This window comes from Allobosea sp. P4_E12 (assembly GCF_056401655.1).
Genome location: NZ_JBFUIY010000012.1, coordinates 39,673 through 59,785, shown reverse-complemented (window position 1 = coordinate 59,785; position 20,113 = coordinate 39,673). Strand labels below are relative to the sequence as shown.

Genomic DNA, 20,113 nt, shown 5'->3' with positions numbered 1-20,113 from the left:
TTCGCGCCGTCGGATCTCAGGCCTGTTCCAGTTCGACAAGCGTTCCGCAGAAATCCTTGGGGTGCAGGAACAGGACTGGCTTGCCATGGGCGCCGATGCGCGGCTCACCGGAACCGAGCACGCGCGCGCCCGTTGCCTTCAGCCGGTCCCGCGCAGCCAGGATGTCGTCGACCTCGTAGCAGATGTGATGAATGCCGCCATCGACATTCCGCTCGAGAAATTTCGCGACAGGCGAATCCGCTCCAAGGGGCTCGAGCAACTCGATCTTGGTGTTGGGCAGCTCGACGAAGACGACCGTGACGCCGTGCTCAGGCTGCGGCAGCGGCTGGGAGACGCGTGCACCGAGCGTATCGCGATAGAGCGCACTCGAGGCCGCAAGGTCCTTTACGGCGATGGCGACATGGTTGAGGCGACCAATCATTCAGAGTTCCCTTGCATCCGGCGAGAACACCGCCGTCCATACTGCCGATGATCTAGCCTTCCGCGCTGGCATCGGCCCGAAAACCGCAATCCAGTTTTCGGGCCGATATCTTAGACTTCGATCACCAGCGCATGCACCAGCGGCTTCTTGCCCCATTCCTCGTTGACGGTGCTACGCAGGCCACGCTCCAGCGCGTTGCGCAGCGCTTCAGGATCGCGGCGACGCGCCTTGGGGATGTTGTCGAGCAGGTCGGAGACCGCATCGGCGACCAGTTCGTCGAAGGGCGTGCCGTCGCGCGCGGCCGGCGGCAGGCCCAGCACGGCAATCTCTGGCTCGCCGGCGATACCGCCCTTGTCGTCAACCGCAACCGCGACCGAAATCATGCCGGCAAAGGAGAGCCGGCGGCGCTCCTGGATCGTCTTCTCCATGGCATTCACCAGGAGAGCCCCGTCCTGATAGAGCCGGCCATGGGGTGCTTCATCGATCTTGCCGGCGCCATCGGCCGTAATGGCGATGATGTCGCCATTGCCGGCACGAACGACGTTCTTGACGCCGAGCCCGCGTGCGAAGGCCGCGTGCTCGCTCAGATGCAGATCCTCTCCATGGGCGGGAATGGCGATCTTCGGTCGGAGCCAGCCATAGAGCCGGGCCATTTCCTCGCGGCGCGGATGGCCCGAGACATGGACGAGATGCGTGCGGTCCGTGATGATCTCGATATTGTCCCGTGCCAGTGCATTCAGGATGTTGCCGACCGCCTTCTCATTGCCCGGAATGGTGCGGGACGAGAAGATCACACGGTCGCCTGGCGACAGGGCGATCTCGGGATGATCGTCGGACGCAATGCGCGAGAGCGCGGCGCGCGGCTCACCCTGACTGCCGGTGAGCAGCGCCACAACCTTGTCGCGCGGCAGGTAGCCATAGTGCTCGACGGAGCGGAATGCCGGAATGCCGTCGAGATAGCCGCATTCGCGCGCGACATCGATGACACGGTCCATCGCACGGCCGACCACGACGACATCGCGATGACCGGCCATGGCAGCTTCGGCGACGGCCCGCAGCCGGGCCACATTCGAGGCGAATGTCGTGACGGCGACTCGGCCGGGCGCGGAAGCGACCAGTTCCTTCAGCTTGGCTGCGACGTCCGCCTCGCTCGGGCTGATGCCGTCACGCATAACGTTGGTCGAGTCGCAGATCAGGGCGAGCACGCCCTCGTCGCCGAGCTCGCGCAGTCGCTTCTCGTCGGTTGGCAGGCCGACCTGCGGCGTCGGGTCGATCTTCCAGTCGCCGGTATGAACGACGAGGCCGACCGGAGTACGGATCGCCAGCGCGCAGGATTCCGGAATGGAATGCGCCACCGGCACGAACTCGATCTCGAAGGGCCCCAGCGTAACATGTCCGCCCTGGGCGACGACGTTGATCGGCACCTTCGGAGCGCCGGGCTCGCCCAGCCGCCGCGTGGCAAGCAGCCCGGCCGCGAACTGTGTGCAGTAGACGGGCGCGCGCAGGGAGGGCCACAGCGCCGCGAGCGCGCCAATATGATCCTCATGCGCGTGGGTGATCACGATGCCAAGCAGATTGGCCCGCTCCTCGATGATGTAGCGCAGGTCGGGGAGGACGATGTCGACGCCCGGAACATCGGGACCGGCAAATGACAGGCCGCAATCAACCAGGATCCATTTGCGCCGCCCTTCAGGCCCGAAGCCATAGAGTGCCGCATTCATACCGATCTCGCCTAGGCCGCCGAGGGGAACGAAGACGAGTTGGTCGCTGGAACGGGTCACGGGAAATCCTAAGGCAAAAGGCAGGGCGCAGAGCGCGCCGGATGAGTGGCAAGGCCTAGCATGAAGGCCGTGGAAGCGCGACAGGAGCCGCTCTGGGACAGGCGTAGCCGTTCAGCCGGGAGGGCCGAAATAGAGATCGCCTGCGTCAACCAGATGTCGCGCGCCTGCGACATCGAGCTCGAGCCGACCCGAAGCATCGAGGCCAAGGAAGCGACCGCTCAGCGGCCCCTCCGCCAGGCGCAGGGTGATGGTCTCGCCGAGGAATGCTGCACGTTCGAGCCAGGCCGCCCGGGCCGGGCCAAAGCCGCCCGGCAATGACCAGGCATTGAAGCGGGCAACCCAGGCGTCGCTGAGCGCGGCCAGCAGAGCCTCGATACTCGCAGCCTGGTCTTCGGCCTTCAGGAAGGTCGCGGGATAAGGGGTATCGTCCGGTCGGCTGGCGACATTGACGCCCATGCCGATGGTGACCGCAAAGCGCCCTGCCCGGCTCTCGCCTTCGAGCAGCAGCCCCGCCGTCTTGGCGCGGTCGATCAGCAGGTCGTTGGGCCATTTCAAAACAAGGCGCGGAGCAGAGAGGCCGGTCACCCTGGCTGCGGCGTCATGCAAGGCGAGGCCGGCAACAAACCCGAGCTGCGGCGCCAGCGCAGGTTCGCAGGGCTGCACGAGCAAGAGGCTGGCGTAGAGATTTCCGGGCGGTGAGCCCCAATTGCGGCCATGACGGCCACGCCCGGCGCTTTGGCTGCGAGCCACGATCCAGAGTAAGCCAGGGTCGCCCTGGTCGGAGGCGCGACGCGCCTCTTCCATGGTCGAGCCTACCGCGTCCCGCACGATCAGCCGGTAGCCGGCGGCGCGTGCCGCCTCGCCGAGCACGCCGCCCGCCCCCTTAGAACAGCGACTTGGCGGCAGCAGCAGCCGAGTCGAACAGCGGGGCCGGCACGAACGAGAGCATCAGCACGAACAGAGTCGAGACCAGCAGCACGCCGCGCACGCCGATGTCCCCCTTCTCGAAGGCCGGCTTCGCCTCGTCGAAATACATCACCTTGATGACGCGCAGGTAGTAGTAGGCGCCGACCACGCTGGTCACCACGCCGATCACGGCAAGTGCGTAGAGCTTGGCATCGATCGCGGCATAGAAAACGTAGAACTTCGCCCAGAAACCGGCCAGCGGCGGAATGCCGGCGAGCGAGAACATCATCATCGCCAGCGCGAAAGCCATCCAGGGATTGGTACGCGAGAGCCCGGCAAGCTCGGAGATGTCTTCGACCGGCTTGCCGTTGCGGCGCATCAGCAGAACGCAGGCAAAAGCGGCAAGCGTCGTGGCGAGATAGATCGCCATATAGGTCATCACGCCCTGGACGCCCGCTGCCGTTCCTGTCGCAAGGCCAACCAGCGCATAGCCCATATTGGCGATCGAGGAATAGGCGAGCAGGCGCTTGATGTTGCGCTGGCCGATGGCAGCGAAGGCGCCGAGCGCCATCGAGGCGATCGACATGAAGATAATGATCTGCTGCCACTCATGCAGCGCGCCCGGGAACGCCCCGACGAAGATGCGAACCATCATCGCCATCGCAGCCATCTTGGGCGCAGTCGCGAAGAAGGCGGCGACCGGCGTCGGCGCACCCTCATAGACGTCCGGTGTCCACATGTGGAAGGGCACGGCCGAGATCTTGAAGGCAAGGCCGGCGGCGACGAAGACGATGCCGAAGATCAGCCCGAGGCTGATATGCTCGCCGTGGACGGCCTGGGCGATGCCGGAATAGGTCACGGTGCCGGTGAAGCCATAGACCAGCGAGCTGCCATAGAGCAGCATGCCCGAGGACAGCGCGCCGAGGACAAAGTACTTCAGGCCCGCTTCGGTCGACCTGGTATTGTCGCGGTCGAAGGCGGCGACGACATAGAGCGCAAGGCTCTGCAGCTCGAGACCGATATAAAGGCCGATCAGGTCGCTGGCCGAGATCATCATCATCATGCCGATCGTGGCGAGCACGACCAGCACGGGGAACTCGAAACGCATCGAGCCGTCGCGGCGCATGAAATCGCCTGCGAGCACGATCGCCGCGCCGGCACCGATCAGGGTCAGTGCCTTCATGAAGCGCGCGAAACCGTCAGCGACGAAGCCGCCGTTGAAGGTCACCGCCTTGCCGGTGCCCGAGAGCACCATCACGAGCGCTAGCGCGAGCAAGGCAAGTCCGAAGGCTTCGAGCGTACGGGTCGCGCCCTCGCCGCGGATGGCGCCGTAGAGCACCATGGCGATCGCGCCGATGGCGAGGGTGATTTCCGGCAGAGCTGGGCCGAGGGCGGGCAAGGTCATTGCTGCCAAACCTTACTGTACGACCAGCATCGCCGTTTTCGCGGCGGTGAGTGCGGCCTGATAATTCTTGATGAGGGCTTCGGTCGGCGCAGCAAAGGCGTCGAGGATGGTACCCGGCGCAATGCCGTACCAGATCGTCAGCAGCATCAGCGGAGCGAGGATGACGACCTCGCGGGTGTTGAGATCGGTGATGCTCTTGAGCTCGGGCTTCACCAGTTCGCCGAACACGACGCGGCGATAGAGCCAGAGCGCATAGCCGGCCGAGAGGATGACGCCGAAAGCTGCAAAGAACGCGACCCAGGGATTGGCCTTGAAGGCCCCCAAGATGGTCAGGAACTCACCGACGAAGCCGGCCGTGCCGGGCAGCCCGACATTGGCCATGGTGAAGACCATGAAGGCGACGGCGTAACGCGGCATCCGGTTGACCAGCCCGCCATAGGCGGCGATCTCGCGGGTATGCATGCGATCATAGATCACGCCGACGCAAAGGAAGAGTGCGCCGGAGACCAGCCCGTGGCTGACCATCTGGAACATCGCACCCTGAATGCCCTGCGGCGTCAGGGTGAAGAGGCCCATGGTGACGAAACCCATATGGGCGACGGACGAGTAGGCGATCAGCTTCTTGATGTCCTCCTGCATCAGCGCCACCAGCGAGGTGTAGATGATGGCGATGACGGAGAGCGCGAAGACCAGCGGCGCAAACATCGCTGAGGCTTCTGGGAACATCGGGATCGAGAAACGGATGAAGCCGTAGCCGCCCATCTTCAGCAGGATCGCCGCCAGGATGACGGAGCCCGCGGTCGGTGCTTCCACGTGGGCGTCAGGCAGCCAAGTATGGACCGGCCACATCGGCATCTTCACGGCGAAGGATGCGAAGAAGGCGAGCCAGAGCCAGGGCTGCATCGAGACCGGGAACTTATGCGCAAGCAGCGTCGGGATGTCGGTGGTACCGGCATTCCAGTACATCGCCATCAGCGCGAGCAGCATCAGCACCGAGCCGAGCAGCGTGTAGAGGAAGAACTTGTAGGACGCGTAGACGCGGCGCTTGCCGCCCCAGATGCCGATGATCAGGAACATCGGGATCAGGCCGGCTTCGAAGAAGACGTAGAACAGCACGAGGTCGAGCGCGACGAAGACACCGATCATCAGCGTCTCGAGGATCAGGAACGCGACCATGTATTCGCGAACCCGCTTCTCGACCGACGTCCAGGACGCGAGGATGCAGAACGGCATCAGGAAGGCGGTCAGCACCACGAACGGGAATGAGAAACCGTCGACGCCGAGCTTGAACCTGATCGCATCCGAGACCCAGCCATGGGTCTCCACCAGCTGGAAGGCCGGATTGGCCGAGTCGAACCGGCCCCAGGCGACGCAAGCCAGGAAGAAGGTCGCGATCGTCGTCGCCAACGCGACATAGCGAGCGTTGGAGCTGACCGAAGCCTCGTCGCCGCGCTGCGCCAGGATGAAGGCGGCGCCAACCAGCGGCAGGAGGAGTAGACCGGTGAGGATACCGAAACCGAACATCATCTCACCCGCGAGTCAGCAAATACCAGGTCACCAGGCCCGCGACGCCGATCAGCATGGCGAAGGCATAGTGATAGACAAAACCGGTCTGCAGCCGGACGACGCGGTTCGTGACATCGACCACCCGAGCCGAGACGCCATCGGGGCCGAAACCGTCGATGATGAAGCCGTCGCCCTTCTTCCAGAGGAAGCGGCCGAGCCATTTCGCCGGGCGAACGAACAGGAAGTCGTAGATCTCGTCGAAATACCACTTGTTGAGCAGGAAGCGGTACAGGACAGGGTTCGCCTTCGCGAGCTTGCCTGGCACGTCCGGGCGCAGCACGTAGCAGTAGAGCGCGCCGACGAAGCCGAGCACCATCGCTATAAAGGGCGAGGCCACGACCCAGCCGGGAACCTCGTGCATCGCATGCAGGATGTGGTTGTCCTTGCCGGTGAACAGCGAGGCCTTCCAGAAATGCTCGTAGTCGTGGCCGATGAAGGCTTCCTTGAAGACGAAGCCCGCGGCAACGGCACCGAGCGCGAGCACCGCAAGCGGCACGAGCATGCTGAGCGGGCTCTCATGCGGCTGGTGCGCGTGATCGCCGTGACCGTCATGGCCATGTCCGACATGGGCATGGTCATCGTGACCATGCGCGTGCGCGGCATGAGCGTGATCGTCATGACCATGCGCGTCATGGCCGTGGTCGGCCCAGCGTGGACGCCCCTCGAAGGTCATGAAATACAGGCGCCAGGAGTAGAACGAGGTGAAGCAGGCAGCCACGACCAGCAGCACGAAGGCGTAGTCGGTGGCGAAGCCATGCTTGGCCGCAAAGGCGCTCTCGATGATCGCGTCCTTCGAGAAGAAGCCCGCGAAGCCGAACATGGTGCCGGGAATGCCGAAACCGGTCAGCGCCAGCGTGCCGATCGTCATCGCGGCCGCGGTGAAGGGAATGTATTTCCGCAGCCCACCCATGCGGCGCATGTCCTGCTCATGGTGCATCGCGTGGATGACCGAGCCGGCCCCGAGGAACAGCAGCGCCTTGAAGAAGGCGTGGGTGAAGAGGTGGAAGATACCGGCGGAATACGCTCCGACGCCCAGCGCGACAAACATGTAGCCGAGCTGCGAGCAGGTCGAATAGGCGATCACGCGCTTGATGTCGTTCTGCACCAGACCGACGGTCGCCGCGAAAAAGGCGGTGGTTGCGCCGATGACGACGACGACGGTCATTGCGACCGGCGCATATTCGAAGATCGGCGACAGGCGCGCCACCATGAAGACGCCGGCGGTGACCATGGTCGCGGCATGAATCAGTGCCGAGACCGGAGTCGGGCCTTCCATGGCGTCAGGCAGCCAGGTGTGGAGCAGGAACTGCGCCGACTTGCCCATCGCGCCCATGAACAGCAGCAGGCAGGTCAGGGTCAGCGCGTTCCACTCATAGCCGAGGAACCGGAAGGTCTGGCCGGTCAGTTCGCCCGCCTTCGGGAAGATGCTGTCGAAGGTGACCGAGCCGAACAGCACGAAGACCAGGGCGAGGCCGAGGAGGAAACCGAAATCGCCGACGCGGTTGACGACGAAAGCCTTGATCGCAGCCGCGTTCGCCGAGGGCTTCTGGTACCAGAAGCCGATCAGCAGATAGGAGGCGAGACCGACGCCTTCCCAACCGAAGAACATCTGGACCAGGTTGTCCGCCGTCACCAGCATCAGCATGGCGAAGGTGAAGAGCGAGAGATAGGCGAAGAAGCGCGGCCGGTGCGGATCCTCGTGCATGTAGCCGATCGAGTAGAGGTGCACGAGCGAGGAGACGGTGTTGACGACGACCAGCATGACCGCTGTCAGCGTGTCGACGCGGAAAGCCCAGTCGACGCGCAGATCGGCGGATGCGAGCCAGGTCGCCACCTGGATGCGCGTGGTGCCCGCGCCGAAGCCGACATTGAAGAAGGCGATCCAGGACAGGACGGCCGAGACCATCAGCAGCGAGGTGGTGACGATCTCCGAGGCGCGTGATCCGATCAGCCGGCCGAAGAGGCCGGCGATCAGGAAGCCGAGGAGCGGGAGGAAGACGATCGCGTGATACATGGCAGCTAGCAGGGCGCGCAGGCGCGCTCAGCCTTTCATCATGTTGATGTCTTCCACCGCGATCGTGCCGCGATTTCGGAAGTAGACGACAAGAATGGCGAGGCCGATCGCGGCTTCCGCCGCCGCGACAGTCAACACCAGGAGCGCAAAGACCTGGCCGACGAGATCGTTCATGAACGACGAGAAGGCCACGAAGTTGATGTTGACCGCGAGCAGGATGAGCTCGATCGACATCAGGATGACGATGACGTTCTTGCGGTTGATGAAGATACCGAGCACGCCAAGCGTGAACAGGATCGCGCCGACCGCGAGATAATGTCCCAGGCCGATCATCAGACGGTCTCCTCAGGCAGGCCGGCGCGCGAGGGCACCTTGCGCACTTCCATCGCGGTTTCCTTGGTGCGGGCGTTCTGGGCGACGACATTCTGGCGCTTGACGCCGGGACGGTCGCGCAGCGTCAGGACGATCGCGCCGATCATGGCGACGAGCAGCACCAGACCGGCCGCCTGGAAGTAATAGACATACTGGGTGTAAAGCACCTGGCCGAGCGCCTCGGTGTTGCTGATATTGGCCGGGATCGCGGCGACGGGCGTGCTGACGATCTTCGGATCGATCACCCAGGCGCCAACCACCAGCAGCAGTTCGACCAGGAAGATCAGCCCGACCAGCGCCCCGACCGGCAGGTAGTTCAGGAAGCCCTGGCGGAACTCGGCGAAGTCGACGTCGAGCATCATSACSACGAASAGGAASAGCACCGCSACCGCGCCGACRTAGACGACGACSAGCAGCATCGCGAGGAACTCGGCCCCGAGCAGCAGGAACAGGCCAGCCGCATTGACGAAGGCCAGGATCAGGAACAGCACCGAATGAACGGGGTTGCGCGACGACACCACCATGAACGCCGAAGCGACGGTGATGCCAGAGAACAGATAGAAGAATGCCGCTGCGGCGTTCATCTCGGTCAGCCCTTCCGCCCTTGCGGGCGGCCCTCGTTTCAAGCGTGCCCGAGCGAGTCAGGCACAGTTTTGAGCGTCTATAGAGAGGCCCGCCGGACGCGACAACCGCGCGACGCTCCCCATCCCTCGTCATCCCTGCCCGCTGCCCCGGATGCCCGGAGCCGCGGAGGTCTTCACCGCCTCAGCGATACGGCGCATCCATCGCGATGTTGCGCGCGATCTCGCGCTCCCAGCGATCACCGTTCGCCAGCAGTTTTGCCTTGTCGTAGAACAGTTCTTCGCGGGTTTCGGTCGCGAATTCGAAGTTCGGCCCCTCGACGATGGCGTCCACCGGGCAGGCTTCCTGACAGAAGCCGCAATAGATGCACTTCGTCATGTCGATGTCGTAGCGCGTGGTGCGACGCGTGCCGTCATTGCGTCGCGGACCGGCCTCGATCGTGATGGCCTGGGCCGGGCAGATCGCCTCGCAGAGCTTGCAGGCAATGCAGCGCTCCTCGCCATTGGGATAACGGCGCAACGCATGCTCGCCGCGGAAGCGCGGCGAAAGCACGCCCTTCTCGAAGGGATAGTTGAGCGTCGCCTTCGGCTTGAAGAAATAGCGCATCGACAGGAAGAACGCCGAAACGAACTCCTTGAGAAGCAGCCCTTTGGCGGCTTGCGCGAGTGACATCGCTCTCATCCTCTTCACAAACTCAACCGAACAGCAGACGGCCGAGCAGGTAACCCAGAATGGGGAAGAACCCCATGGTGCCGATCAGAAAGACGATCCTGAACAGCCTGATGCGCCGTTCGTAATCGTCCTTCTCCTCGCGTGTCGTCGAGGTGTCCGTCCGGCGCAGCGCGCGCTCGACGAGATCTCCGACGACCTTGTAGTCCACCCACCCCAGGACCAGACCGACGGCAGCGCCGATCAGCCCCGCAGCGGATAATTCCATCAGCGCACCGGCCCCCAGCCAGTGATCTGCAGCACTGCCGCCACGACCACCACCGAGACCAGGGAGATCGGCAGGAACACCTTCCAACCGAGGCGCATCAGCTGGTCATAGCGGTAGCGCGGCACGAAGGCCTTCACCATGGCGAACATGAAGAACACCAGGCAGATTTTGAGCGCGAACCAGAACATGCCGGGCAGCCAGGTGAAGGGCGCGATCGGGAACGGCGGCAGCCACCCCCCGAGGAACAGGATCGTGGTCAGCGAGCACATGGTCATGATCGCCACGTATTCGCCGAGCATGAACAGCAGATACGGCGTCGAGGAGTACTCGACCATGAAGCCGGCGACGAGCTCGGACTCCGCTTCCGGCAGATCGAAGGGCGGCCGGTTCGTCTCGGCCAGGGCCGAGATGAAGAAGACCACGAACATCGGGAACAGCGGCAGGAAGAACCAGCGCAGCATGCCCCAGCTCGTGTTCTGCGCCTCCACGATGGCTGACAGGTTCAGCGAGCCGACGCAGAGCAGGACGGTGATGATGACGAAGCCGATCGAGACTTCGTAGGAGACCATCTGGGCCGCTGAGCGCAGGGCGCCGAGGAACGGGTATTTCGAGTTCGAGGCCCAGCCGCCCATGATCACGCCATAGACGCCGAGCGACGAGATCGCGAAGATGTAGAGGATGCCGACATTGATGTCGGCGATCGCCCAGCCATCCGCGACCGGGATGACCGCCCAGGCCGCGAGCGAGAGCACGCAGGAGACCAGCGGGGCGAGCAGGAAGACGCCCTTGTTGGAGCTCGACGGGACGATCGGCTCCTTGAAGACGAATTTCAGCAGGTCGGCGAAACTCTGGAACAGGCCGAACGGCCCGACCACGTTCGGGCCGCGCCGAAGCTGCACCGCCGCCCAGATCTTGCGGTCCGCCAGCAGGATGAAGGCGATGAAGACGAGCAGGCAAACCAGCAGCAGCAGGCTCTTGCCGAGAATGATCGCGAGATCGAGGACGATATCCCAGTTCATCTGGCCTTACTCCGCCGCCTGCCGCATCCGGCCGGAGGCCAGCGCCGAGCATTCCGCCATCACGGCCGAGGCACGCGCGATAGGGTTGGTCTGGTAGAAATCAGCGACCGGCGAGGCGAAGCCAGCCTTGTCGGTCTTGCCGCCAAGTCCCGCAAGGGCGCCAAGCGAAGAGGCGTCAGCCGCCGGAAGCGTATCGAGCCCGGCGAAATGGGGATGGGCAGCGTAGAGTGCCTGGCGCAGCGCCGCGAGCGAGTCGAAGGGCAAGGTCTTGCCGAGCACACCGGAGAGCGCCCGCAGGATCGCCCAATCCTCGCGGGCATCGCCCGGCGGGAAAGTGGCACGATCGGTCATCTGCACCCTGCCCTCGGTGTTGGCATAGGTGCCGGACTTCTCGGTATAGGTGGCGCCCGGGAGGATGACATCAGCGCGATGCGCGCCACGGTCGCCATGGGTACCCTGATAGATCACGAAAGCCCCGGCCGGGACTTCGACCTCGTCGGCGCCGAGCAGGAACAGCACATCGAGTGCGCCGGGCGAAACCATGCCGGCGACATCGAGTGCACCCTCGCCCGGCACGAAGCCGAGATCGAGCGCACCGACGCGGGCGGCTGCGGTGTGCAGCACGCCGAAGCCGTTCCAGCCGTCCTTGACCGCGCCCAGCACCTGTGCCGCCTTGGCGGCGAGCGAGAGGATCGCGTCGCCGTCCGCGCGGGCGAGAGCGCCCTGCCCGACCAGAACCATCGGCTTGTCGCCGGCAGCCGGAGCGCGCTTGACGAGATCGGCGAGGGTCTCGGGACCAGCGCCGAGATAGTCATGGGCGTAGGTCAGATCGGCCTGTTCGCCGATCAGCGAGACCTTGAAGTCACCGCGCAGCCAGCGCTTGCGGATGCGGGCGTTGAGGATCGGCGCTTCCCTGCGCGGATTGGCGCCGATGATCAGCAGCGAGGTTGCATCCTCGATCCCGGCGATGCCGGCATTGAGGAGGTAGCTGGCGCGACCATGCTTGGGATGCAGCTTCGTCCCATCCTGGCGGCTGTCGATATTGCCGACGCCAAGCGCGACCATCAGGCTCTTCAGCGCGAAAACCTCCTCGACCGCGGCAAGGTCGCCGACGATCGCGCCAACGCGCTCAGGCCCGGTCGCGTTCAGCCGGTCCGCGATCAGCGCAAAGGCCTCGTTCCAGCTTGCAGGCTTCAGCGCGCCGTTCTGCCGGATATAGGGCCGGTCGAGACGCTGCGTGCGCAGGCCGTCGACGACATGGCGGGTCTTGTCGGAAATCCACTCCTCGTTCACCGCCTCGTTGACGCGCGGCAGGATGCGCATCACCTCGCGGCCGCGGGAATCGACCCGGATGGCCGAGCCGACCGCATCCATCACGTCGACGGATTCGGTCTTGGTCAGCTCCCAGGGTCGGGCCTTGTTCTGGTAGGGCCGCGAGGTCAGCGCGCCGACCGGGCAAAGATCGACGATGTTGCCCTGGAGTTCCGAACCCATCGCCTGTTCGAGATAGGTCGTGATCTCCATGTCCTCGCCGCGGCCAATGGCGCCGAGATCGGTGCCGCCGGCGACTTCGGTGGTAAAGCGGACACAGCGCGTGCAGTGGATGCAGCGCGTCATCGTCGTCTTCACCAACGGGCCGATATACTTGTCCTCGACCGCACGCTTGTTCTCGGCATAGCGGGAATTGTCCACGCCATAGGCCATCGCCTGGTCCTGCAGGTCGCATTCGCCGCCCTGGTCGCAGATCGGGCAGTCGAGCGGGTGGTTGATGAGCAGGAACTCCATCACCCCTTCGCGCGCCTTCTTGACCATCGGCGACTTGGTCGAGACGACCGGCGGCTCGCCATTCGGGCCGGGGCGCAGGTCCCGCACGCCGATGGCGCAGGAGGCCTGGGGCTTCGGCGGCCCGCCCTTCACCTCGACGAGGCACATGCGGCAATTGCCGGCGATCGAGAGGCGCTCATGGAAGCAGAAGCGCGGCACCTCGGCGCCGGCAGCCTCGCAGGCCTGGAGCACGGTGTAATCGGCCGGGACGTCGACCTCGATGCCGTCGATGACGAGTTTGGTCATGGTCTTACTCCGCCGCCATCAGCCGCGCCGGCTCGGAATGCGGATTGGCGGCATAATCGTCGATGCGCTTTTCGATCTCGTGACGGAAATGCGCGATCAGCCCCTGGATCGGCCAGGCCGCGGCATCGCCGAGCGCGCAGATCGTGTGGCCTTCGACCTGCTTGGTGACGTCCAGCAGCATGTCGATCTCGCGTTTCTGCGCCCTGCCCTCGGCCATGCGGTTGAGCACGCGCCACATCCAGCCCGTGCCCTCGCGGCACGGCGTGCACTGGCCGCAGCTCTCATGCTTGTAGAAATAGCTGATGCGGGCAATGGCGCGGACGATATCGGTCGACTTGTCCATGACGATCACCGCGGCGGTGCCAAGGCCCGAGCGCAGCTTCGAGAGCGAATCGAAATCCATCGGCGTGTCGATGATCTGCTCGGCGGGCACCATGCGCACGGAAGAGCCGCCGGGGATGACAGCGAGCAGATTGTCCCAGCCGCCGCGGATGCCGCCGCAATGGCGGTCGATCAGCTCGCGGAACGGGATGCCCATCACCTCTTCGACGTTGCAGGGCTTGTTCACATGGCCCGAGACGCAGAACAGCTTGGTGCCGACATTGTTTGGATTGCCGAGCGAGGAGAACCAGCTCGCGCCGCGGCGCAGGATGGTCGGCGCCACCGCAATCGACTCGACGTTGTTGACGGTGGTCGGGCAGCCATAGAGGCCGACATTGGCCGGGAATGGCGGCTTCAGCCGCGGCATGCCCTTCTTGCCTTCGAGACTCTCCAGCAGCGCCGTCTCTTCGCCGCAGATATAGGCGCCGGCGCCGTGATGCACATAGAGATCAAATGGATAGCCGTGCTTGTTGTTCTTGCCGATGAGGTTTGCCGCATAGGCCTCGTCGACGGCGCGCTGCAACGCCTCGCGCTCACGGACATACTCACCGCGAATATAGATGTAGGCCGCATGCGCGCCCATCGCGAAGGAAGCGATCAGGCAGCCTTCGACCAGCGTATGCGGGTCGTTGCGCATGATCTCGCGGTCCTTGCAGGTGCCGGGCTCCGATTCGTCGGCATTGACGACGAGGTAATGCGGACGCCCGTCGTTCTGCTTCGGCATGAACGACCACTTGAGTCCGGTCGGGAAGCCGGCGCCGCCGCGCCCGCGCAGGCCCGAGCGCTTCATCTCGTCGATGATCCAGTCGCGCCCCTGCTCGAGCAGGAACTTGGTGCCGTCCCAGGCGCCACGCGCCATGGCGCCCTTCAGCGACAGGTCGTGCCGGCCGTAGAGGTTCGTAAAGATGCGGTCGCGATCTGCGAGCATGTCTCGCCTCACTCTTTCGGCTTGTCGCTGGGCTTGGCAGCGCGCGTACGGCGCGCCGGCGCATCGGCCGGCTTCGCAGATTCAGCAACGGCGTCCTTGTCGACCTTGCCGCCGGCTGCCGGTGTGTCCTGCGCGGAGCCCGCAGGCTGGGCCGGGGAAGAAGGCTTCGGACGGGCGGGAGCCGCCGTCTCGGTAGCAAGCTTGGTCGCAACCGCTGCCGGCGTCGCCTCAGCCGCCTTGGCCGCTGCCTCCGCCGCAGCCGTGGCAGCTGCAGCCTCGGCCGCTGCCTTGCGCTGTTCGGTGACGCGAGCCTGCCAGTTGCCGGCCCMGATCACGGAGCCGTCATAAAGGCCCGGATCCTTCAGCGTTTCGCCACCGCCGACCGGTTCCGAGCAGGAGCGGTCGATCTGCGGGCCGGGCTTCGTCGGCCGATCATGTCGCAGATCGTCGAGGAGCGCGCGGAAATTCTCGGGCGTCAGGTCTTCGTAATAGTCGAAATTGACCTGCGCCATCGGGGCGTTGCAGCAGGCGCCGAGGCATTCGACCTCGAGCCAGGACAGCTTGCCATCGGCAGATACGGTCGATTGCGGGCCGATGACGTCCTCGCAGACCTTCTTCAGCGCCTCGGCTCCGCGCAGCGCGCAAGGGGTCGTGCCGCAGAGCTGGATGAAATGGGCTCCGACCGGCTGCAGATTGAACATGGTGTAGAAGGTCGCGATCTCCAGCACGCGCATCGGTGCCATCGCGAGCTTCTTCGCCACGGCCTCGATCGCGGCGCGCGGAACCCAGCCGTGATGCTGTTCCTGGGCCTTCCACAACAGCGGAATCACGGCGGAAGCCTGCCGGCCTTCCGGATATTTGGCGATCTGCTGATCAGCCCAGTTCTCGTTCGCCGCAGTGAAGGCGAAGGACGCGGGTTGAACGTGATCGGGCGCGAGACGACGGACGGACATTAGCGGTCCACCTCACCAAAAACGATGTCGAGAGAGCCGAGGATTGCGGAGACGTCCGCCAGCATGTGCTTGCGGCACATGAAATCCATGGCCTGGAGATGGGCGAAGCCCGGAGCCTTGATCTTGCAGCGATAGGGCTTGTTGGTTCCGTCGGAGACGAGATAGACGCCGAACTCGCCCTTTGGCGCTTCGACGGCGGCATAGACCTCGCCTTCGGGGACCTTGTAGCCCTCGGTGTAGAGCTTGAAATGATGGATGAGCGCTTCCATCGAGCGCTTCATCTCGCCGCGCTTCGGCGGCACCATCTTGCCGTCCAGCGAGGAGACCGGGCCGCCACCATCGGCAGCCAGCAGCTTCTCGCAGCACTGCTTCATGATGCGCACGGATTGGCGCATCTCTTCCATGCGGATGCAGTAGCGGTCGTAGCAGTCGCCGTTCTTGCCGATGGGGATGTCGAATTCCATCTCCTCATAGCATTCGTAAGGCTGGCTCTTGCGCAGGTCCCAGGCGGCGCCGGAGCCGCGCACCATCACGCCCGAGAAGCCCCATTTCCAGCAGGTGTCGAGATCGACGACGCCGATATCGACATTGCGCTGCTTGAAGATGCGATTGTCGGTGAGCAGTCCTTCGAGGTCGTCGCAGACCTTGAGGAAGGGGTCGCACCATTCGGCGATATCGTGGATCAGCGAGGGCGGCAGGTCCTGGTGAACGCCGCCCGGCCGGACATAGGCCGCATGCATGCGCGCGCCACAGGCCCGCTCATAGAAGATCATCAGCTTCTCGCGTTCCTCGAAGCCCCAGAGCGGCGGCGTCAGCGCACCGACGTCCATCGCCTGCGTGGTGACGTTGAGGATATGCGAGAGGATGCGGCCGATCTCGGAATAGAGCACGCGGATGAGCTGGCCGCGCCGCGGCACGGTCACCCCCATCAGCTTCTCGACCGCGAGCGAATAGGCATGCTCCTGGTTCATCGGCGCGACATAGTCGAGCCGGTCGAAATAGGGCAGCGCCTGCAGATAGGTCTTGGCTTCGATCAGCTTCTCGGTGCCGCGATGCAGCAAGCCGATATGCGGATCGACGCGCTCGACGATCTCACCGTCGAGCTCCAACACGAGGCGCAGCACGCCGTGTGCCGCCGGGTGCTGCGGCCCGAAATTGATCGAGAAATTGCGGATGTTGTGCTCGGTCATTCTCAGCCCGCCTGTTTCGCGGCGAATTCGGCGACGACCTGCGCGCCGGTCTTGCGCGGCCGCTCTCCTGCAAAGGCATAGAGCGCTGGCTTCTCGTCGATGAAGATTTCTTCGGTGAAGGCAAAGGGCGAAAGGTCGTCGAAGCTCTGCAAGGAGACGGCGACATGCCCCTCTCCGCCGCGCAGCCGCCAGAACAGGCTGGAGCCGCAGGTCCTGCAGAACACGCGCTCGCCCCAGTCGGACGACGGATACACGCTGAGCGACGCGTCATCGTCTACCGTGACCCCGGTGCATGGCACGGCCATGAAGGTGCCGCCGCTCCATTTCCGGCACATGCCGCAATGGCAGACATCCATTTCCAGCTTCTCCGGCACGGCCGCAAAGCGGACCGCACCGCAGAGACAGCCTCCGGACAGGGATTTGTCGGCAGCAGCCATCGCGTTCAGGCTCCCTTCGCCTTCTCGTCACCTGGCAGCACGTAATCCGTGCCTTCCCAGGGACTCAAAAAGTCGAAATTCCTGAATTCCTGGCTGAGCTTCACGGGTTCGTAGACGACCCGCTTCTGCTCGTCGTCATAGCGAACCTCGACGAAGCCGGTCAGCGGGAAGTCCTTGCGCAGCGGATAGCCCTCGAACCCGTAATCGGTGAGGATTCGACGCAGATCCGGGTGCCCCGAGAACAGGATTCCATAGAAGTCATAGGCCTCGCGCTCGTACCAGTTCGCGGCCGGGAAGACATCGATGATCGACGGAACCGGGATCGCCTCGTCGGTCTGCACCTTGACGCGGATACGCCGGTTATGGCGCGGCGACAGCAGATGATAGACGACGTCGAAGCGCTTCTCGCGTGCGGGATAATCGGCGCCGGCGATATCGGTGAAGTTCACGAAGCGAAAGCGCGGATCGTCGCGAAGCGTCGCCATGACCTGGACGATCGACGCAGCCTCGGCCTCGACCGTCAGCTCATCGAAGGCGACGACAGCGTTCACGACCGCGCCGGGCAGCGCAGCCTTGATCTCTTCACCGAGTGTCACGAGCTCTTCGCTCATCTCAACCTCAACCTTTTCGCCGCTCGCATCGTCACGACCGGAGCAATCCCCGCCAGGGTGCGGGGGCGTTAGCGTTCGATCGTGCCGGTACGCCGAATCTTCTTCTGCAGTAGCAGCACGCCATAGAGCAGCGCTTCCGCAGTCGGGGGGCAGCCGGGCACATAGATGTCGATCGGCACGATGCGGTCGCAGCCGCGCACCACCGAGTAGCTATAGTGGTAATAGCCGCCGCCATTGGCGCAGGAGCCCATCGAGATGACGTAGCGCGGCTCGGGCATCTGGTCATAGACCTTGCGCAGCGCCGGAGCCATCTTGTTGGTCAGCGTTCCGGCAACGATCATCACGTCGGACTGGCGCGGGGACGCGCGTGGCGCGAAGCCGAAGCGCTCGACGTCATAGCGCGGCATCGACAGCTGCATCATCTCGACGGCGCAACAGGCGAGGCCGAAGGTCATCCACATCAGCGATCCGGTACGCGACCAGTTGATCAGGTCGTCGGTCGCCGTGACGAGGAAACCCTTGTCCGCGAGTTCGTTGTTGATCTCGACGAAGAAGGGATCGCGCGCACCCACCGGCTTCCCGTCCGGGCCGAGCAGCCCCCGGGGCGCGGGCGCGACGAGCGGATCGCCGCGGTCGATCGCTGTGATTGCCATGAAACTACCCTTGTGAACCCGTTACCGTCAGATCAACACCGAGGCGGCGCCTCGCGAGCCGGCGGTTAGTCCCACTCCAACGCGCCCTTGCGCCATTCGTAGACGAATCCGACGGTCAGGACGCCCAAAAAGATCATCATTGACCAAAAACCATACCAGCCGAGATCGCCGAACGCGACCGCCCAGGGAAACAGGAAGGCGACCTCGAGATCGAAGATGATGAACAGGATCGAGACCAGATAGAAGCGGACATCGAACTTCATGCGCGCGTCATCGAACGCGTTGAAACCGCACTCATAGGCGGAGAGCTTTTCAGCGTCCGGTTTTGAATACGCGACGGCGAACGGTGCGATCAGCAGCGCAAGACCGATGACCATGGAAACGCCGATGAAGATGGCCAGCGGCAGGTAGTCGCTCAGCAAGGACGGTACAGGTAATGCTTGCATGGACAACCTCGCTTCGCGGGCCCAGACCCGCGGCACACGCATCGGCAGTCGATTAGCCCCTACTCTAGAATCACGCAAGGGTTCGCCGCGTCGCACAACCGCGCCACGGCAATGAACCAGACGCATTGCACGCAATTTTTACCGCAAAACCGATAGCTCGCACCAAGTAGCAGGCGCACGCCGCGACAAGATGGTTACGAATCGGCTTTATTGCGGGAATCAGCCGCCCCAGGAGCGAGACGCATGGTCCGACCACTCCACCGTATCGCGGCGCTCGCGACTCTGGCCGGGAGCTTGCTCGCCCCCGCCGGCGCAACACATGCCGAGAGTATCGATCTCGCCCGCGCGACCTGCGCCGAGTTCAGCGCCATGATCAGCAACGACCAGAGTCAGCTCGTGCTGTGGCTCGCCGGCTATTATGCCGGCGGTGCGCAGCGTCCGTTGCTCGACGTCGAGAAGGTCACCGCGGCGCCTGCCGAACTTCTCTCGCTCTGCGCAAAGACGCCGCAGCTTCCGCTCCTCGGCGCCGAGACACGCGCCGTCTTCCTGCCAGCGCCCACCCCCTGAGATGCCTTTGCCTAAGCCCTTGCCTACAGGAAATATCGGATCGCCTCTGCCGCTCAGGTTCCCGTTGCCGCTGCTCGCGATCGTCTTCGCCTTGTCGGCATCTCACGCCGGCGCAGAGGACGGCCAGATGATGCTGGCGCCGCTCCCGCCCGGACGGCCCTTCGATCTGGACCTGCCGGCAAAGGCGGCGATGCCTGCCATCGTGGTCCCTCCCCCGGCCGCCCCGGTTCTTACTCCCGTGCCAGTCGCCGAGCAGGCCGATTCTCCGCCGGCCCCGAATTCGCCTGCCGTCACGGAGCCCGATGAAGATGAAGGCCCGGAATGGCCGAAGCTGACACCCGGCCAGAAGGCCGGAGCGGAGCCGGCCTTCGATCCGGACGAAAAACCGGACCGGCCGGGCATCTCGACTGACCCCGGCACCTCGACCGCCTGCCTGCCGCAATTGCTCAAATCGATTCTCGGCAAGATTGCCGACAAGTACGGAGCCGTGAAGGTGACCTCGACCTGGCGGCCGCCCTGGCGCGCCCGGCGCGGCTCCTATCATAAGCGCTGTGAGGCCATGGATTTCCGCGTACCCGGCGTGCGGCCGCGCGTCGTGCTCGACTATGCCCGCTCGCTGCCGGAGGTCGGCGGCCACAAGGTCTATTGGAACGGACTTATCCACATCGACACCGGACCACGCCGGCCCTGGTGAGACTGGTGAGGCCTTATCCTGGCTTCCCCCGCTCTCAAGGCTTGAAGGCGCGGCGATGAAGCCTTAAACCGCAACTCGGAGGGGCGGTTAGCTCAGTTGGTAGAGCATCTCGTTTACACCGAGAGGGTCGGCGGTTCGAGCCCGTCACCGCCCACCAGCGCCCAGCACCATGAATTCAGG

The 20,113-nt window shown here is 64.4% G+C and carries 21 protein-coding genes and 1 tRNA gene; 3 read left to right on the top strand and 19 right to left on the bottom strand.

Features of this window, described 5'->3' with window-relative positions:
• Window positions 1-16: 16 nt before the first annotated feature.
• The 19 genes from mce to AC1DW9_RS16865 all read right to left on the bottom strand — a co-directional run bounded on the left by mce (window position 17) and on the right by AC1DW9_RS16865 (window position 18,672).
• Window positions 17-421 carry a methylmalonyl-CoA epimerase gene (gene mce / locus AC1DW9_RS16955; protein WP_476770135.1) on the bottom strand — a complete coding sequence of 135 codons (405 nt, stop codon included), beginning with the start codon at window positions 419-421 and terminating at the stop codon, window positions 17-19.
• A gap of 110 nt (window positions 422-531) precedes the next feature.
• Entirely contained in the window at window positions 532-2,202 is a 1,671-nt protein-coding gene (locus AC1DW9_RS16950) for a ribonuclease J (protein ID WP_441491867.1), read from the bottom strand.
• 111 nt (window positions 2,203-2,313) lie between these two features.
• Window positions 2,314-3,072: a biotin--[acetyl-CoA-carboxylase] ligase gene (locus AC1DW9_RS16945; RefSeq protein WP_441505510.1), complete on the bottom strand. Its 759-nt coding sequence runs from the start codon at window positions 3,070-3,072 to the stop codon at window positions 2,314-2,316.
• 13 nt (window positions 3,073-3,085) lie between these two features.
• Window positions 3,086-4,513, bottom strand: a complete 1,428-nt coding sequence (gene nuoN / locus AC1DW9_RS16940; protein ID WP_441505509.1) for an NADH-quinone oxidoreductase subunit NuoN — start codon at window positions 4,511-4,513, stop codon at window positions 3,086-3,088.
• Window positions 4,514-4,525: 12 nt separating this feature from the next.
• Window positions 4,526-6,037: an NADH-quinone oxidoreductase subunit M gene (locus AC1DW9_RS16935; RefSeq protein ID WP_441505508.1), complete on the bottom strand. Its 1,512-nt coding sequence runs from the start codon at window positions 6,035-6,037 to the stop codon at window positions 4,526-4,528.
• A gap of 4 nt (window positions 6,038-6,041) precedes the next feature.
• A complete protein-coding gene (gene nuoL / locus AC1DW9_RS16930) occupies window positions 6,042-8,093 on the bottom strand; it encodes an NADH-quinone oxidoreductase subunit L (RefSeq protein WP_441505507.1) in 2,052 nt (683 codons plus the stop codon).
• A gap of 27 nt (window positions 8,094-8,120) precedes the next feature.
• Window positions 8,121-8,429: an NADH-quinone oxidoreductase subunit NuoK gene (gene nuoK, locus AC1DW9_RS16925; RefSeq protein ID WP_043236787.1), complete on the bottom strand. Its 309-nt coding sequence runs from the start codon at window positions 8,427-8,429 to the stop codon at window positions 8,121-8,123.
• Window positions 8,426-9,049, bottom strand: coding sequence for an NADH-quinone oxidoreductase subunit J (locus tag AC1DW9_RS16920; protein WP_113518452.1), 624 nt, complete (start codon window positions 9,047-9,049; stop codon window positions 8,426-8,428). The genes nuoK and AC1DW9_RS16920 overlap by 4 nt, the downstream gene beginning before the upstream one ends.
• Window positions 9,050-9,230: 181 nt before the next feature.
• Window positions 9,231-9,719, bottom strand: coding sequence for an NADH-quinone oxidoreductase subunit NuoI (gene nuoI, locus AC1DW9_RS16915; protein ID WP_043236790.1), 489 nt, complete (start codon window positions 9,717-9,719; stop codon window positions 9,231-9,233).
• Window positions 9,720-9,741: 22 nt separating this feature from the next.
• Complete coding sequence (locus tag AC1DW9_RS16910) at window positions 9,742-9,984, bottom strand: hypothetical protein (RefSeq protein WP_441505506.1); 243 nt, start codon at window positions 9,982-9,984, stop codon at window positions 9,742-9,744.
• A complete protein-coding gene (gene nuoH / locus AC1DW9_RS16905) occupies window positions 9,984-11,003 on the bottom strand; it encodes an NADH-quinone oxidoreductase subunit NuoH (RefSeq protein ID WP_476775420.1) in 1,020 nt (339 codons plus the stop codon). The genes AC1DW9_RS16910 and nuoH overlap by 1 nt, the downstream gene beginning before the upstream one ends.
• A 6-nt stretch (window positions 11,004-11,009) precedes the next feature.
• A complete protein-coding gene (gene nuoG, locus AC1DW9_RS16900; RefSeq protein WP_441505505.1) occupies window positions 11,010-13,073 on the bottom strand; it encodes an NADH-quinone oxidoreductase subunit NuoG in 2,064 nt (687 codons plus the stop codon).
• A 4-nt stretch (window positions 13,074-13,077) separates the two neighbouring features.
• A complete protein-coding gene (gene nuoF, locus AC1DW9_RS16895; RefSeq protein WP_113518448.1) occupies window positions 13,078-14,382 on the bottom strand; it encodes an NADH-quinone oxidoreductase subunit NuoF in 1,305 nt (434 codons plus the stop codon).
• Between the two features lie 8 nt (window positions 14,383-14,390).
• A complete protein-coding gene (nuoE, locus tag AC1DW9_RS16890) occupies window positions 14,391-15,335 on the bottom strand; it encodes an NADH-quinone oxidoreductase subunit NuoE (RefSeq protein WP_476855135.1) in 945 nt (314 codons plus the stop codon).
• Window positions 15,335-16,525 carry an NADH-quinone oxidoreductase subunit D gene (locus AC1DW9_RS16885; protein ID WP_069880658.1) on the bottom strand — a complete coding sequence of 397 codons (1,191 nt, stop codon included), beginning with the start codon at window positions 16,523-16,525 and terminating at the stop codon, window positions 15,335-15,337. The genes nuoE and AC1DW9_RS16885 overlap by 1 nt, the downstream gene beginning before the upstream one ends.
• Window positions 16,526-16,527: 2 nt before the next feature.
• The gene (locus AC1DW9_RS16880) at window positions 16,528-16,962 is read right to left on the bottom strand and encodes a GFA family protein (RefSeq protein ID WP_441491875.1); all 435 of its coding nucleotides are present in this window, start codon (window positions 16,960-16,962) and stop codon (window positions 16,528-16,530) included.
• A gap of 5 nt (window positions 16,963-16,967) precedes the next feature.
• Window positions 16,968-17,573 carry an NADH-quinone oxidoreductase subunit C gene (locus AC1DW9_RS16875; RefSeq protein ID WP_441505503.1) on the bottom strand — a complete coding sequence of 202 codons (606 nt, stop codon included), beginning with the start codon at window positions 17,571-17,573 and terminating at the stop codon, window positions 16,968-16,970.
• A 68-nt stretch (window positions 17,574-17,641) separates the two neighbouring features.
• Window positions 17,642-18,226, bottom strand: a complete 585-nt coding sequence (locus tag AC1DW9_RS16870; RefSeq protein WP_069880655.1) for a NuoB/complex I 20 kDa subunit family protein — start codon at window positions 18,224-18,226, stop codon at window positions 17,642-17,644.
• 65 nt (window positions 18,227-18,291) lie between these two features.
• On the bottom strand, window positions 18,292-18,672 hold the full coding sequence (locus AC1DW9_RS16865; protein WP_069882720.1) for an NADH-quinone oxidoreductase subunit A: 381 nt from the start codon (window positions 18,670-18,672) through the stop codon (window positions 18,292-18,294).
• Window positions 18,673-18,915: 243 nt separating this feature from the next.
• Here AC1DW9_RS16865 and AC1DW9_RS16860 point away from each other — a divergent pair, with 243 nt between their 5' ends.
• The 3 genes from AC1DW9_RS16860 (at window position 18,916) to AC1DW9_RS16850 (ending at window position 20,090) form a co-directional block, all read left to right on the top strand.
• Window positions 18,916-19,239, top strand: coding sequence for an HdeA/HdeB family chaperone (locus tag AC1DW9_RS16860; RefSeq protein ID WP_441505502.1), 324 nt, complete (start codon window positions 18,916-18,918; stop codon window positions 19,237-19,239).
• Window positions 19,240-19,366: 127 nt separating this feature from the next.
• On the top strand, window positions 19,367-19,933 hold the full coding sequence (locus tag AC1DW9_RS16855) for a YcbK family protein (RefSeq protein WP_476855134.1): 567 nt from the start codon (window positions 19,367-19,369) through the stop codon (window positions 19,931-19,933).
• Between the two features lie 81 nt (window positions 19,934-20,014).
• Window positions 20,015-20,090, top strand: a tRNA-Val gene (locus tag AC1DW9_RS16850).
• Window positions 20,091-20,113 lie beyond the last annotated feature (23 nt).